The organism is Thermodesulfobacteriota bacterium, assembly GCA_031082315.1.
Classification (GTDB): domain Bacteria; phylum Desulfobacterota; class QYQD01; order QYQD01; family QYQD01; genus QYQD01.
In genome coordinates this window covers 310250-325730 of the sequence record JAVHLC010000002.1, presented here as the reverse complement: position 1 = coordinate 325730, position 15481 = coordinate 310250, and the positions used below count along the sequence as shown (strand labels likewise).

Here is a 15481-nt window from a genome sequence, read left to right as displayed (position 1 = left end):
TTAACATTGCTTCTTATACTTCTTAAATATATCCGGCTGTCAAGTTGTCATTTTCAGTTCATCAGTTGTATCGGCAAGTTATAATATATGCTTAAACATTTTGACAGTTTTTTATTTGCAAACCCAAAATCGTGTACTAATCTGCCAGAGGTTTTGCCTGCAAAAAATATTCCAGGACATGGAGAAAAAGGCTCAAAGGTCAAAATTAACCAAAGAGCCACTGCGTGTAGTCAATGCGGAAGAAATATTTCCGGCAGATAGGCATCTATTCTAACATGCCTATATCTTGATCAATCATTCCGGCTGAAATAAGTTCTGCTACGAAACTTCCGATTATTACCTTACTCTTTATTTTAACAGGGAGCCGTTGCTCATCAGCCGTTACCCATACATTAAGTTCAGCATCTTTGCTTTTCTCAAATACACCGCCGATATGCCTTAATTCCGGCTCCACTAAATAGGTATCATACGTTCCGCTTGTTAGTTTGATTTTTTCCTTTTTTACGACCCGCGCCTTTCCTATTATTGATTTTTTTCCATCGGTTACCGGAATCTCGATTTCTGTATTTTCTTTCAGATCATGCAGTCGAAAGGCGTAAAGAACGGACAACGGATCAAAGGAACCGGGTAATATAGAAACGGGATTTTTCTTTTCTCCAAAGTTGGAGTATTGAGCCTCTGACCTTTCCCAATCGAAATTCACAACGATGTCCCTTTTGGTACTCCCCTCATGTTGTTTTTTCTTATATAAAATTGAGCGGGTCATCTCTACGTCTGTATAGGCATCTATTCTGTTGCGAACTTTATAGAAAATATCTATAAATGGATAAGTTCTGACCAGCATTACAAAATGATACGATTTAATACCATTTATGGTTTCTATCGGGAGTACCGCAAGGACAGCCTCACCGGCCGGTATAAAACTCCATTTAATTTGAAAAGTCAGTTTCTCGCCGGGGTGAAAAGGGGAAATTTTCTCGGCCGCCCGGGTGCCTTTAGTGAGGCTGGAGGCCGCGATGAAGGCTATGACAATGCAGGCAAAAAACAATCGTATTTCCGGTCTGAGACAATTAAATGGATTCTTTTTTCTCATAAACGGCAGGGTATTTAGGGCATGATGGTGTCGAGGAGCCTGTCCACGGCCTGGTTCGCCATTTCCTCGATGAGGGGCAATCCCTCATAGGCAGTCAGCCTGTTGTAACCAACGCCGGACCCTTCCCAGACTTGCTGACCACTGACGGTATCCCAGATCTGTCCTGAGATCCTGACCGAATGGAGCACTGACTGGCGACCAAAGGTCCAGATAATGCTGAGTGAGGCATCGGCCTTGGATTCAGTCACTACCGCCTGAGTAACAAGAAGGTAGCGGCAGTTGAGTGCCCTTCCAAAGTCCTTAAGCGAGGCGCTGTCAAACCCCACTTTGGGGAAATTACGGTTGAACTTAAGATAGGCGCCGGTCAATCCCTCGTCGTTCAGGCGCTTCAGGGCGTCATTGGAAGGCACCAGTCTGAGGTTAGGCTGCCGGGATTGAATCTTGCTAAGCAGTATCTCGCCCAGGCAGACCCGGTAGGCGTCATGAGCATTTAGTGGAACTCCTCCCTCGGAATCGCCCGGAGGACTTTGCGGAGGGGTGTAAGGAGCAGAGAGAGTCCGGCCCTCAGGCGTATTGGCCTTCTCGATAGGTCGCTCCAGAACAATTACAGGCAGAAGGGCCAGCCGTTCCTGATTAAGGGCATCGTTATCGAACCCGGAACTCCGGTAGGATTCCTGAGACCAACCTTTGATTTTTGGGGAGCAGGTTGTTGACAGGAGCAAGAGGATGGGCATCAGCATCCAGATGTATGGTCGCCACGGGAACGCATCAAATCTCACGCCGTTTTCCTCCCGAAGGACAGAAATAGAAAACCCTTTTATTAAAGTATAGCCGGGACACAATCTTGTGTCAATCGAAGACTGGCTACAGGAAGTGAAAGAGAATAACGGCCTCGATATACCTATCAGGTTAAATGGATATCTTGTAAAGGAAATACCGGGAACGGCTCAGAGAGGGCTTTAAATAACATGAACAGAAAGCCTGAGAGGACCGCCACCCCTCCATTAACCCTCCTGGAGAAGGGCAAACCGGACAGCGGATTTTCCGATTAGTCAGGCTTTCAATTTTAGTATAGCCCGAACAGCAAGGGGTGTAAAGTGGAATTATCATCCCGGATTCAACAGCAAAATACTATTCGCGGTTATGTGGTGAATCGAAATGTAATTATTCAGGTTGGATTTCTTGTTGTATCCCTGTATAATTATTAGTGTATGGCGATAAGGCATACCGATACTATTAATAAAGTAATGTCATGAATACCCTGGGCATCCTTTTTATAGCCTCTCTAATTTTCCTGCCCATCTTCGCTATGGCCCAAACCCATGCGGACGTCCCGCTTCCCAAGCCCTCCTTTACCGGTAAAAAGTCCGTGGAAGAGGTTATCAAGGCCCGGCGAACCATCCGCCATTTCAAGGCTAAGGCCCTGAATCTGGAGCAGCTTTCCCAAATCCTCTGGGCCGTCTACGGCGTCACTGCAAACGATCCTTACAAATCCGTACCGTCGGCAGGCGCCCTCTATCCCCTGGACATCTGGGTGGCCGTCGGGAAAAATGGGGTAGAAGGATTGGCGGCCGGAGTCTATCACTATATCCCGAAGGCGCATAGGCTGACCCAGGTGAAGGCCGGAGAGGTTCGGGACGATATCGCCATGGCCTCACTTTACCAGAGCTGGATGGCTGAGGCCCCTGTTATCTTCATAATAACCGGGGAATATGAACGGTGTACCCGGAAGTATGGAGAAAAAGGCATCCCTTATACCTACATCGAGGCCGGGCATGCCGGGCAGAATATCTTTCTCCAGGCCGGGGCTTTGGGGCTGGGGGCCGGCATTGTGGGGGCCTTTCACAGCGACGTGATCCGGCAGGTGCTGGGTATCAGCAGAATTTACGATCCCATCTTGATTATGCCGGTGGGATATAAATGAAGCGTCCGTCTTCAGAGGACTTACTGTGACCTTTTAAAAACGTTCATTGGGAGATATGTCATGTCTATTGGTGAGATTTGCATCCGTGAAGTGGTCATCGCCAGGGCCACAGACTCTATTCACAAGGCCGCGCAGCTCATGCGGGATTATTCAGTGCGCACCGTAATAATTACCGAAAACAGGCATCCCATAGGCATCCTGACCGACCGGGACATAACCATCAGGGTGGTGGCCGAGGGGAATGACCCGCACCAGAGTCTGGTCAAAGATGTTATGAGCGCCCGCCTGCTCACCGTAAGGGAATCGGCAAGTGTGGGAGATGGTATCCGGATTATGCGCGGCAGGGGCATTCGGCGTCTTCCGGTAATAGATCAGCAAGGCAAACTGGTCGGCATTGTGACCCTGGATGATTTGATAGACCTCCTGGCCGAAGAGATGTCTGCTTTAGCGGGGTTAATCAGATACGAACAAGAAAAAGAAAAACAAAAATAACGGAAAGCAGTATTGATCCCTGTGGACAGAACTCGGAGGCCGTCGTGCAGTTTGAGAGTAAATTGATCCCCATCATGAGGGAAGGGGTTGAAGTCATCAAAATGATTTTTTTCAAGAAATTGAAGGCACATCTTTCTCGAAAATACCCTGAGCGCGAGGCATCGTATATCAATAAACTGTCCGGGGCCATTATTAATGATCTCTTTGGCACGCCTAATCCGGGAGAACCTTTTGCGACCTTTGTGAAGGAAAACAATGCCTGCATCGCAGAGGAAATGAACCATCTCGCCACTGAACTCGAGGGAATGCGTATTCCTCTGACCGATGCCCTCCGCGTTCAGTTTCTCTGCGACAACCAGGAGGGCATCGACAGCTCACGCATTCTTGCCCGCGCCCAGGAACTCCATATCTTGCTCGTGGACCGGGAAGTCCCCTTGCCGCGCCATTTTCTGGATCTGGCACGCAAACTGGGCAGCGCCTTCGGCTTCCTGGTTCCTCAGGTATAATGAAACGTTCTACAGGCCTTCTGTTTTTTTACTCTCCATAGCCGATAAAAAGGGCTTGAACAGGTCTATGGGAATAGGAAAGAGCGTTGTCGAGTTATTTTCTGCGGCCACCTCACGCAGCGTCTGAAGATACCGTAGTTGTAAGGCCATAGGATATTTTTCAATGATGCCGGCGGCCTCGGCTAACTTGGTTGCCGCCTGAAATTCACCTTCAGCGTTTATAACCTTCGCCCGTCTTTCTCTCTCCGCCTCCGCCTGTTTCGCCATGGCCCGCTGCATCTCCACCGGCAGGTCTATCTGTTTTACCTCTACCGCGCTTACCTTGACCCCCCAAGGTTCGGTGTGCATATCCAGTATCCCCTGGATCTTTGAATTGATCTTTTCCCGCTCGGCCAGAAGATCGTCCATCTCGGCCTGGCCACAGACACTCCTTAGTGTAGTCTGGGCAAGCTGGGATGTAGCAAAAAGGTAATTCTCCACATCAATCACCGCCTTCATAGCGTCCATAACCCGGAAAAAGACCACAGCCGAGACCTTAACAGAGACATTGTCGCGGGTTATGATGTCCTGCGGCGGGACATCTAGGGTAACGGTGCGCAAATCCACCTTGCGCATCTTATCAATACCCGGAATAAGGATGATAAGCCCCGGCCCTTTGGCCCCGATAACCCGGCCCAGACGAAAGACTACGCCCCGCTCGTATTCGTTAAGAATACGCAAGGCGCTGGCAAAGAATAATACTGCAAAAAAGATTATCACCAAAAATGGAAGAGACATAAGACCCTCCTAAGATATTTTCTTCCTTTGAACCTTAAGTAAAAGCCGATCAACGGATACAACTTCTACGTCCGTACCTGCTTCCATCTGTTCGTTTGCTACGGCATTCCAGTACTCGCCGTGGACAAATACCTTACCCTTGCCGTTAGACCATTCTTTAATAACGCCTATCTCACCGATTAAGGCAGGCGTTCCGGTTTTGGGTTTTGCCCTGACTGCTCGTATAGCAAGGAAGGCCACGGTAATAAAGAAGACAGAAACAGCGGCAATGGTCGGAACTAATACCTTTACATCCGGGCGTATAGCCGGCTCACCACCTTGAAACAACATCATGGAACCCAGTACAAGGGCGATGACCCCTCCCAGACCGAGCAGCCCATAGCTGACAACTTTAATTTCGAGGAGGAAAAGCACGGCAGAGAGAAGGATTAACAGGACCCCGGCGTAGTTAACCGGCAGGGTCTGGAAGGCGAAAAAGGCCAGTATAAGGGAGATGGCCCCTATAGCTCCAGGGAAGATGGCCCCAGGATGGGCCAATTCAAAGTACAGACCGGCCAGACCGATCATCATCAGGATATAAGCAATATTGGGGTCAGCTATAAGGCGGAGAACCTTTTCACCAATGCCTTCGCTGAAGGTAATGACCCTGGCCCGGCTGGTATTAAATTTTACTATGCCGGTAGTGGTCTGGACTTCACGGCCATGCAACTGGATAAGAAGATCATCCATATCCCGGGCCATAAGATCAATGACCTTTAATTTGAGCGCATCTGTCTCGGTAATAGAAACGCTTTTGCGAACGGCGTCCTCGACCCAGCCGGCGTTGCGCCCCCTCTTTTCCGCAATGCTCCGGACAAAGGCCACCATATCGTTTTCCGCCTTGCGGGCCATCTCCTTATCCATATCCCTTCCGCCGATATTTACCGGATGCGCCGCCCCGATATTCGTCCCCGAGGCCATGGCGGCGATGTGGGCAGCGATCGTAATCATCACACCAGCAGAGGCGGCCCTGGCCCCGGCCGGCGAGACATAGACCACAATGAGCACAGGAGAGTTCAAGATACCTTTGACTATAGAGCGCATGGCCGTCTCCAGCCCGCCCGGTGTGTCCAGCCGTATGATGAGGCATTGCGCCTTATCTTTTTCCGCCTGCTCGATATGATCGATAATGAACTTAGCCGACCCTGGATTTATGCTTCCTTCCACCTCTATTACATGGATGGGGCCGGAGACTGTGGCGGTCGAGGCCGTAGCGTTGCTCAAAAAAAGACACAAGACTATGAAGACCACGCCGCCATATCTGATGATAATCATGGTGAACTCGTACTAAGGCAAAGTTTGGACGGCGCAGTAAAAAGCTCTTCGCCGCAGTGATCCGCCGGAGGCGGACAACGCAGCAAATGGATTTTTTACGAAGCCGTCAATCATAACGCCTGATATTCCTTTTGTATCATCTGCATATCTTCCCAGACCTCTCGTTTTTTAGCTGGGTTGCGCAGTAGATAGGCGGGGTGGTAGGTAGGCATCAACTTTACGCCCCGAAAGCTATGAAAACGGCCCCGCAATATGCCAATCGGCGCTGCTGTTTCGAGCAGGGCCTGGGCCGCCACGCTTCCCAGGGCACAGATCAGGCGAGGCCGTATAACCTCCAGCTGTTTAAGCACGAATGGCTTACATGCCTCTATTTCATCCGGCTCCGGGTTTCGGTTTTTGGGCGGCCGGCACTTGATGATATTGCATATATAGACATCCTCACGCCTCAGGTTTATGGCCCGGATGATCCGGGTCAAAAGCTGTCCGGCGGCGCCGACAAACGGTTCTCCCTGTATATCTTCATCCAGTCCCGGCCCTTCGCCTACGAATACTAATTTTGCCTGTTCGTTGCCCGCGCCAAAGACTATATTGGTGCGCGTCTTGTGTAGCTTACAACGCTCGCAATCGCCAAGCTCGCGGCGCACGTCAGCCAGAGTCGGTCGTTTCTCCTGGCCGATGTTTTCCTCTGAACCCCTTCCTCCTATAGGCGAGATGCCTGTCAATCCCCCCATACCCTCCTTTTTCAAAGGGGGGCTGGGGGGGATTATAACGGAAGACACGGGGGGATTATTTTCATTGCCTTTTGAGCTTCCCTCCAACATAACAGTTTCATACAGTACCTTACCGGATGACGCAGGCAAAAAACCCAGCCCCATAGCCTTGCGAAAGGAGAGGTAGTCTTTACATTGGGAGAGTATTTCCAGTATTTCTTTACGTTGGGCCTTCATACCTGGCGTTTAATGACTTTCTTATCCAATTTTTTCATTCCAAAACGGAGCCCATTGCTCCTTCGCTTCACGGCTTGCGCAGTAACCCTTTGCTATTTTCTTCGCATAACTTCTAAGACCTTATCTAAAATCATATAGCTTAGTTCTTCCTTATCGAGGAGGGGGGAATCGATTACCCCGCCATCCGCCGTAATGATCTTTACCTGGTTGGTATCAAATCCAAAACCGGCTCCGGGAGCGCTAATATCGTTGGCCACGATCAGGTCCAGATTTTTTTCCTGTAATTTTCGGCGCGCCTCAACTGCTAAATTTTTGCTTTCCGCCGCAAACCCTACTAAAAATTGCCGTTTTTTGCGCTTACCCAATTCTTTGAGTATATCAGGGGTGCGTGTGAGCTTGAGCGACAGATCCGGTGTCCCCTTTTTTAATTTTTGGGGGAGAACGGTCGAAGGTCCGTAATCAGCCACCGCTGCCGCCTTGATCACAATAGTGGCCCAGTCAAAACAGGACATGACCGCCTTGTACATCTCGGCCGCAGTGCGTACCGGCACGAACTCTATGCCCCAGGGTTTGGAAAGGCAGGTGGGGCCGCTGATAAGTACAACCTCCGCCCCCCGCCGTCTGGCCACGCGGGCCAGGCTGTAACCCATCTTGCCGGATGAACGGTTTGAGATAAAACGAACCGGATCTATAGGCTCTTCTGTCGGCCCGGCGGTTATCAAAATCTTCTGGCCCTGGAGGTCTTTTTTCTCAAGGGCTATCTTTACGGCCTCGCATATAGTGGACGGCTCGGCCAGACGGCCCGGCCCTTCATCTCCGCAGGCGAGGGGGCCGGTTTCCGGTTCAACAACCAGGTATCCGTACTTACGGAGCTGCTCCAGGTTGCCTTTTGTGGCCGGATGTTCGTACATGGCGCTATTCATGGCCGGACAGACGAGGATAGGTTTTTGGGCTGCCAGGACTATAGTGGAAAGGAGATCGTCGGCTATCCCATGGGCCATTTTGCCGATGAAGTTGGCCGTAGCCGGGGCGATTACAACGGCATCGGCCTGACGGGGGAGATTGATGTGCAGGGCCGGATCTGCCGGATTATTAAAGAGGTCCGTGTAAACGGGTTGGCCGGAGAGGGCATTGAATGTGGTGAGACCAACGAACTTACCGGCGCTTTCAGTCATCACCACGGTTACTGCCGCACCCTGCCGGGATAGTTCACGCACCAGTTCCACCGCCTTATAGGCGGCTATACTGCCCGTTACCCCGAGCAAAATCTTTTTAGAGGAAAGCGTAGAGAAGCGCATCATTTAAGGCCTCGACTGCCTCATAGGAAGCTGCCCCGTACCCGGTTCATGCAGGATTCCGACCCATATCTCTACCGGCGTGTTAAACGTCTGTTCACCAACGGTTATTACGCAGCCCTTGTTCGGCTTCTCAAAGGTAAGTACGGTATGGCGGTATTTGATGCTTCCTTTCAGTTGCCAGTTATCCTTGGCCATGTTTTTAAGGAAGAAGTCGATAAGTGAGGCCTGATCAACATAACCGTTGAATACCAGCACTCCGCCGCTAAAGGTGGAAGTGCTTACAACCATCGACTTCTGGGTATCAAGCTTTAGTTCCGGCGGTATGAGAACGTCATCGAAGTCGTAATATGTGGGTGAATTCCCGGTCTCGCCTGATTTTAGAGGGCCGTAGGAGTGTTTTTCTTCGGTGGCCGGCGGCGCTGTCGGGCTTAGTGTGCCCGCGCAACCCGGCATGACTATACAGATAAAAGACAGTAATAACAGCACCCTTAGTAAGGCTTTCCGCATAACCATAGTACCTCCCTTGGATTATCTACCTCAGTGTAAGACTCTCTTTAGCATATTTTACGATAGGTGAAAGGAAAAATTCTATTATTCTCCTTTTTCCTGTTTTGACTTCAACGGCTACGGTCATCCCCGGTGAGACCGGAACGTTTCTGCCATCAACCATTAAGCTTAATTTCTCCAGCTCCACCCTTATCTTATATACAGATCCGAGCTTTTCGTCTTCAAAGGCATCAGGGCTTATGGATGATACCCTCCCTTTGATAGTACCATACTTCTGGAAGGGGAAGGTATCAAGCTTAACCTCTGCCTCCTGTCCGACCTTTAAAAATCCTATGTCTTTATTTAAGGCCATGGCCTCTACTATAAGAGGCGTCCCAGCCGGGACAATCGTAACAATAGGCTGGGCCGGTGTTACCACTCCTCCGATGGTATATGAAGAAATCCCGTGTACAGTCCCATCAACCGGAGAACATAACTGCTCAAGCTCATATCTTTTTTTCGCCTTTATGACCTCTCCTTCCATAGCCGAAATAGTCTTTTCCCTTTCCACTATATCGCCGATTATCCCTTTCACCCTTTCCTTTTTAAAGGCATCCAGATTTTTTCTGGCCTCCTCAAGACTATCTTTAACCTGCCCTACCACCCTTTTCTGTGCCTCCAGTTCCTGCTCTGTAGAATATAACTCCCTTTGTTTGTCGAGAAGATCCATCTTTGGAATATAATCACGCCCGTAAAGATCCCTGAAGGCATTTTCCTGTTCTTTCAATATTACATAGGTCTTCTCAAGCCTTGTTAACATAGCCCCTGCGGCGTGGAGCGCATTCTCCCTCTGGGCAATAATGAGTGTCAGGGCATCTTCTTTGGCCTTGTATTCTGATTCCCTAACCTCTTTCAGTCTGGTCTGAAGTTGCCGAATACCGGCCGTGTCCCTCAAAGATTTTCTTGCGGCCACATTTTTGAGGTGGCCCTCTGATAAAGCTTCTTCAGCGTCCGTGCCGCTTAATTCTTCCATAAGCATTTTTTTATCAATCTGATAGATGGATAATGCTTTTACAGAGCTTGTCACATCCGCCTCTTTGATTGTAGGGTCAAGCTCTATCAGAATTTGCCCCGCCTTGATCCGCTGTCCTTCTTTCACATGAAGAGTCCTTATCACCCCTGTTTCTATTGGCTGTATAATTTTAATCCTTCCATCCGGGATAACCTTTCCCCTGGCCACTGCCACTACATCCACACGCCCCAGATATGACCAGGCAAAAGTTGAAAGGGTGATTATAAAAATCACCCAGATCAATACCCTATGCAGAGGAGAGGCCGGGGTTTCCTCTATCTCAAGGGCCGGGGGCAGAAACTCATATTCAAGGTTGTCCTGTTTAAATATAGTTTTGAGCCGTTTTATCATGTGAGTGGTAATCTTTTATTTTCCTCTATTCCCCTCTTTGGAAAAGAGGGGTTCGGGGAGATTTTATAAATCATACCTGTTTCAGGCTGTTATTATACGTAAGCATAGTTACTACCAAGAGTTTTCAAATCCCCCCTCGCCCCCCTTTGCTAACGGGGGGATAAGATGAGCCTTTAATTATTAAGCATTGCCCCCCCTTCCTGCTGGCTGTGTAGATAATGATAGAGTCCTCTCTTAGCCATCAGCTCATCATGGGCCCCTGACTCCACGAGTTCACCCCTGTCAATGACCATTATTCTATTTGCATGTCTTAATGTGGAGAGCCTATGGGCTATTATAATCACAGTCCTTCCCTGACATATCTTTTTAAGATTCCTCTGTATTATGCTTTCAGATTCATAGTCAAGGGCTGAGGTGGCCTCATCAAATATCAAAATTCTGGGGTTCATAAGAAGCGCCCTTGCTATGGCTACCCTCTGTCTCTGCCCTCCTGACAAGGCGGTGCCGTTTTCCCCCACCACGGTGTCGTATCCTTCGGGAAGTTCAAGGATAAACTCATGGGCGCCTGCCACCTGCGCAACCCTCACTATATCGGACATGTTTGCTGAAGGGTAATGTATGGCCATATTGTCCCTTACACTCCCGTTGAAAAGAAAGTTTTCCTGGAGCACAACTCCTATCTGTCTTCTCAGCCATGCAGGATCGGCCAGGGATATGTCCACTCCGTCCACAAGTATTCTGCCTGATTCAGGGACATAAAGCCTCTGGATGAGTTTCGCGAGAGTGCTCTTTCCCGAACCACTCCTTCCTACAATCCCCACAACCATACCCGGTTGTATTTCAAACGAAAAATTTCTCAACACCTCCGGGCCATCCATTCGATACCTGAATCTCACGCTCTCAATCTTCACATGCCCCTTTATGGCCGGAAGCCTTGCCTTGGTGGGATTTATGGCCGGTTCAGGCGTTGTATTGAATATGTCTCCCAGTCTCCTTATAGAAAGCCCTGCCTGCTGGAATTCCTGCCACATTTGAACCAGCCTCAGCACCGGATCGCTTACCCGGGCCGAAAGCATCTGGAAGGCTATAAGCTGCCCCACGGTTAATCTTCCGTCAATTACCAGGTGGGCCCCAACCCATAAGATCAGTAAATAGGATGTCCGGTTGATAAATTGACCTATTGCGCCGGCGCTTCCTGATAATTGATAGGTTTTAAAGCCTGCCCTTATATAGCTCGAAAGCAGTCCTTCCCATTTCTTCCGGACCTCCGGCTCAAGCGCAAATGACTTTACGGTCTGAACACCGCTAACCGCCTCCACCAGGTATGACTGGGCATCCGCTCCCCGGTTGAATTTCTCGTCAAGTCTATGCCTGAGCAGGGGTGTGACCACTGCGGAGAGCGCCGCAAAAAAGGGGAGGGCGGCCAGGGCAACCAGGGTTAAGGTCGTACTGTAGAAGAACATCACTATTACAAATACTGCTATAAACATAGCATCCAGAAGAGAGGTAAGTGGCGCTCCGGTGAGAAAGTGCCTGATGTTTTCCAGTTCCCTTACTCTGGCCACCGTATCCCCGACCCTTCTCACTTCAAAATATCTGAGCGGAAGGGAAAGCAGGTGTTTGAATAACCGTGTTCCGAGGCTAACGTCTATCTTGCTTGTGGTATGGGTGAATACATATGTCCTTAATATGTTCAACACAGCCTCAAACAAGGCGATGGCGACGAGCCCTATAACCAGGACATCAAGGGTGGTAAGTCCTCTGTGCACAAGGACCTTATCGATTATTACCTGGGTGAATATGGGGGTTACGAGGCCAAATATCTGGAGGACCAGCGAGGCGATCAGCACCTCGGAGAGAGGCTTTCTGTATTTCCATATCGTGGGGATAAACCATTTTAGACCGAAGACTTCCTCCGATCCCGGAAGATTGGTGCCTCTGCATGATAAAAGTATTATCTTTCCTTCCCATCGTGACAAGAACTCTTCTTTTTTAAGAATCCTTGGTTTGGTCTCTACAGGGCGCAGTACCAGCAGTTGTTCCGCATCTGCCTTTGCGAGTATTATATATTCATTATCTTTAAATTCAGCGATGGCCGGGAGGGGAAGTCTTTGGAGCCTTTCGTACTCTACGGTTGCCGTCTTTGCCTTAAACCCAAGCTCTTTTGCAGCCCTGACTATATCGGTAGTAGTCATGCCCTCATTGCCGATGGCAAAGGCATGCTTCAACTGGGCAGAGTCTGCGGCTACGCCATGATACTTTGCAATCATGACCAGACAGCTTAACCCTGTATCGATTTTCTGTGTACCGTCACCCTGAGCCTCTGTCCGAGGCTCAGGGTTGAGAAGGTCTTCTTTTGGCTTCTCCATGGAGACTATGGCTGTGGTGGTGTCCAATACTGGGCGAGTATCTGTTGTACATCCTGCGGTCTGTCTTGTATAGCCTGGCTCCAGCTTATGCCTGCCTCTGTACTGAATGTGGCCATAGCCTGTATAAGCTGTCCAACCTGGCTGTTGAGTAAAGCGATTCCATCAGCCGTCTGGAATACTTCGGTCTGATAATTTGTACTTAACGACCAGTTTTGTATGGCTATCTGGTCCGTCGTACCGTTAACCGTTACATTTAGATTATACCCTGATTGCGCGAATATTAAGTCCAATGGATTTAAATCAAATTGAACCGTATCTGTATTACCTGGAGTCGCATCGTAGTCGGAGATGATGTCCTGGCCGCTGCCCAGGCCGAACCGGTAGGTATCGTTGCCGGTCTCTCCGGACAGGGAGTCGTTGCCGGCCCCGCCATCCAGGACGTCGTTCCCGGCGCCGCCGAAGAGGCTGTCTGTGCCGTCACCGCCGTAGAGGGTGTCATTGCCTGCATAGCCATAGAGGTTGTCATTGCCCTCATAGCCGTATATGGTATCTCCGACACTGGAGCCGTAAAGGGTCTCAGTATTTATCGTCCCATAGACCTTATAGCCCATAGCATCCAGGTCGGCCGGGGTCAGAGTCGTGCCGTCGGCAAACTTAAACTGCTCTATCCTATAGGCGTCACCGGTGAACCAGTTTGGAAGGGTCAGGGAGTCGGTGGTGCCCTGGATATTTATCTTAAGGGTAGTGCTTGCCTTTACCAGCTCCAGGTTCGCTACAGTGATACCTGCCCCAAACTCTATGGTGTTAACGTCAATATTGGTCGCATCGTAGTCGGAGATGATGTCCTGGCCGCTGCCCAGGCCGAACCGGTAGGTATCGTTGCCGGTCTCTCCGGACAGGGAGTCGTTGCCGGCCCCGCCATCCAGGACGTCGTTCCCGGCGCCGCCGAAGAGGCTGTCTGTGCCGTCACCGCCGTAGAGGGTGTCATTGCCTGCATAGCCATAGAGAACATCGTTGCCCTCATAGCCGTACATGGTATCTCCACCCGTAGTACCATTTAGAGTCTCAGTCGCTACTGTGCCGGTGACGGAGTACTTGCCTACAGTATCAACGATCCACGCCAATTCCTCACTTTGCAGGGCGAAGGGAGAGCGAAATGTCATAAAATCCATCATATCTTCGGCAGCAAATCCCCTGAGGGTGCGTACGAATTCAGAAAGAGACTCTTTACCGGCTTCAGGATTGAGTGTGAGCCGATTTTGTATCTCGGCAGCCACAGCGGTCAGATCACCCTTGACGTTTTCCGTCGCCTCATCCCAGGTGTACGTAACCATGCCGTAAAGGTCTTTTAAATGCGTCTGGGCCATAAGTTGGGCACGAAGCATCTCGAATAAACCACGGTAGGCTTGATTCAGGAGTACAGTCGCAGCTGGGCCCGTTGCCCCCGCATAGGTCTCCCCAAATAACGCTCCCATGGCTGCCAGTTTGCGGGCATCGCCAAACCAGGACTGGCTGGCCGGATCGACCCCATCGCTCCCGGTCCATTTAAAGAGAATTTGCTCCGTTAAACTATCACGGACATTTGGATCCGTCTCAGCCACAAAATTTTCAACCAGGGCCTTTAATTCTCCGCTTGTATCCCTCACCATGGCCTGTTGCAGGTCATAGACATTGCCGTATCCCTGCAAGTCTGGAAGTGCGGCTATCTCCGGAGGCACATCCAGCCATTCCGTGGCAATGGTATAGGCCTTATCCGACTGGAACCAGACATCGGTGGCCGTTCCGGTAGTGCCGTCTGTCTTGGTAAAACTGCCCACCTGCCGGTGTTCATTTCCTTGAGCATCTATAAGGGTTGAATCGACGTAGCCTGTATTGATAGATTGAATTCCGAGTTCATCCAGGGTGTGGAACTCATCGGCAGCGCTAAAACCATCTCCGTCCACATCCTGCCATACCTTCAGACCGGTCCAGGCCGCGTCACCGGCATCTATCTTACCGTCCAGATTGTCATCCAACTCTGCTAATGCTTGAAAGCCGTTAGCGGCTGTGGTCCCGTCATTTAAAAGGGTTTCATTCCCGAATAATTCTTTGCCTGTATCAATCGTACCGTTTCCGTCTCTATCCGTAACCAGAAGCCCATCATCAGCCCCTGCCCAGCCAGTCTGCTCCGCAAACCCATTGCCGTCCTGGTCAAAATAGGCCCCATCTTTGACATTGGCCGTCTCCACCCCATCTCCATCTAAATCCAATACGATGGGGCTGATTGCTGGGGTGGTGGCAGCGGCGGTGTAGAGTTGGCTTGAAAGTTCTATGCCTGGATCCAAAACGTTAGTTGAAGTACTACGAGGCTTGTTAAAAGGGAGATCATATCCACCTAATTCCATTAAGTAGTTTGTTACAGGAGTTCCATTACCATCCTCAGGAATATATGTACCGTTAGACTCGAGAAATTTTTTCAATTCGCCAACACCCACCAAATGTGCTCCTGCCAAAAGGCCAGATTCTGTAATTTCTACGCCACCAATATTTTGACCAATGTATTTGTTCAAATCGAGAGCTTTGATGTATTTCAATATTTTTTCGTGATAAGCTCTTATAGCGTTTTCCTGTGCTTGAGGATTGGCCAGAAACTCATCCATACTGGAGATACCATCTTTATCTGTCCATGTGCCTACCCAATCGTTACTTTTTGTGCCGTCTTTTGTATAATACCCAGCATCGATTAAAGCCGCTTCTCCCATTTGGTACTTGCCGAGATAACCAATAGGGTTAATTTCATTGTACTGGCCACTTGATTCAAGATTCCCGAGCTTCTCTAAAAATTGACTATAGGTTCCCATGTTTTTCTCCCT

Annotated in this window: 13 protein-coding genes; 3 read left to right on the top strand and 10 right to left on the bottom strand. The window is 49.7% G+C overall.

Annotated elements, in window-relative coordinates:
* Nucleotides 1-265: 265 nt before the first annotated feature.
* Together RDU59_03390 and RDU59_03385 are read right to left on the bottom strand one after the other, a co-directional pair.
* Nucleotides 266-1048 carry a DUF3108 domain-containing protein gene (locus RDU59_03390; protein MDQ7837521.1) on the bottom strand — a complete coding sequence of 261 codons (783 nt, stop codon included), beginning with the start codon at nucleotides 1046-1048 and terminating at the stop codon, nucleotides 266-268.
* A 59-nt stretch (nucleotides 1049-1107) separates the two neighbouring features.
* Entirely contained in the window at nucleotides 1108-1872 is a 765-nt protein-coding gene (locus tag RDU59_03385) for a hypothetical protein (GenBank protein MDQ7837520.1), read from the bottom strand.
* 473 nt (nucleotides 1873-2345) lie between these two features.
* Between RDU59_03385 and RDU59_03380 the strand changes: the two genes are divergently transcribed.
* The 3 genes from RDU59_03380 to RDU59_03370 are packed head-to-tail and all read left to right on the top strand — an operon-like array spanning nucleotide 2346 to nucleotide 4015.
* Nucleotides 2346-3017, top strand: a complete 672-nt coding sequence (locus RDU59_03380) for a SagB/ThcOx family dehydrogenase (GenBank protein MDQ7837519.1) — start codon at nucleotides 2346-2348, stop codon at nucleotides 3015-3017.
* A gap of 60 nt (nucleotides 3018-3077) precedes the next feature.
* Nucleotides 3078-3509, top strand: a complete 432-nt coding sequence (locus tag RDU59_03375) for a CBS domain-containing protein (GenBank protein ID MDQ7837518.1) — start codon at nucleotides 3078-3080, stop codon at nucleotides 3507-3509.
* A gap of 44 nt (nucleotides 3510-3553) precedes the next feature.
* Nucleotides 3554-4015, top strand: coding sequence for a hypothetical protein (locus RDU59_03370; protein MDQ7837517.1), 462 nt, complete (start codon nucleotides 3554-3556; stop codon nucleotides 4013-4015).
* Nucleotides 4016-4024: 9 nt separating this feature from the next.
* Here the strand turns inward: RDU59_03370 and RDU59_03365 are convergent, their stop codons facing one another.
* From RDU59_03365 to RDU59_03330, 8 genes are all read right to left on the bottom strand, one after another.
* Nucleotides 4025-4792 carry a slipin family protein gene (locus RDU59_03365; GenBank protein MDQ7837516.1) on the bottom strand — a complete coding sequence of 256 codons (768 nt, stop codon included), beginning with the start codon at nucleotides 4790-4792 and terminating at the stop codon, nucleotides 4025-4027.
* 9 nt (nucleotides 4793-4801) lie between these two features.
* A complete protein-coding gene (locus tag RDU59_03360; protein ID MDQ7837515.1) occupies nucleotides 4802-6106 on the bottom strand; it encodes a nodulation protein NfeD in 1305 nt (434 codons plus the stop codon).
* A 110-nt stretch (nucleotides 6107-6216) separates the two neighbouring features.
* Nucleotides 6217-7053, bottom strand: coding sequence for a uracil-DNA glycosylase (locus RDU59_03355; protein MDQ7837514.1), 837 nt, complete (start codon nucleotides 7051-7053; stop codon nucleotides 6217-6219).
* Nucleotides 7054-7145: 92 nt separating this feature from the next.
* Nucleotides 7146-8354 carry a bifunctional phosphopantothenoylcysteine decarboxylase/phosphopantothenate--cysteine ligase CoaBC gene (gene coaBC, locus RDU59_03350; protein MDQ7837513.1) on the bottom strand — a complete coding sequence of 403 codons (1209 nt, stop codon included), beginning with the start codon at nucleotides 8352-8354 and terminating at the stop codon, nucleotides 7146-7148.
* Nucleotides 8355-8864 carry a hypothetical protein gene (locus RDU59_03345; GenBank protein ID MDQ7837512.1) on the bottom strand — a complete coding sequence of 170 codons (510 nt, stop codon included), beginning with the start codon at nucleotides 8862-8864 and terminating at the stop codon, nucleotides 8355-8357. It lies immediately after the preceding gene.
* A gap of 19 nt (nucleotides 8865-8883) precedes the next feature.
* Nucleotides 8884-10260: an HlyD family type I secretion periplasmic adaptor subunit gene (locus tag RDU59_03340; protein MDQ7837511.1), complete on the bottom strand. Its 1377-nt coding sequence runs from the start codon at nucleotides 10258-10260 to the stop codon at nucleotides 8884-8886.
* Nucleotides 10261-10433: 173 nt separating this feature from the next.
* Nucleotides 10434-12656, bottom strand: coding sequence for a type I secretion system permease/ATPase (locus tag RDU59_03335; protein MDQ7837510.1), 2223 nt, complete (start codon nucleotides 12654-12656; stop codon nucleotides 10434-10436).
* Entirely contained in the window at nucleotides 12635-15469 is a 2835-nt protein-coding gene (locus RDU59_03330) for a calcium-binding protein (GenBank protein MDQ7837509.1), read from the bottom strand. The genes RDU59_03335 and RDU59_03330 overlap by 22 nt, the downstream gene beginning before the upstream one ends.
* Nucleotides 15470-15481: the final 12 nt, after the last annotated feature.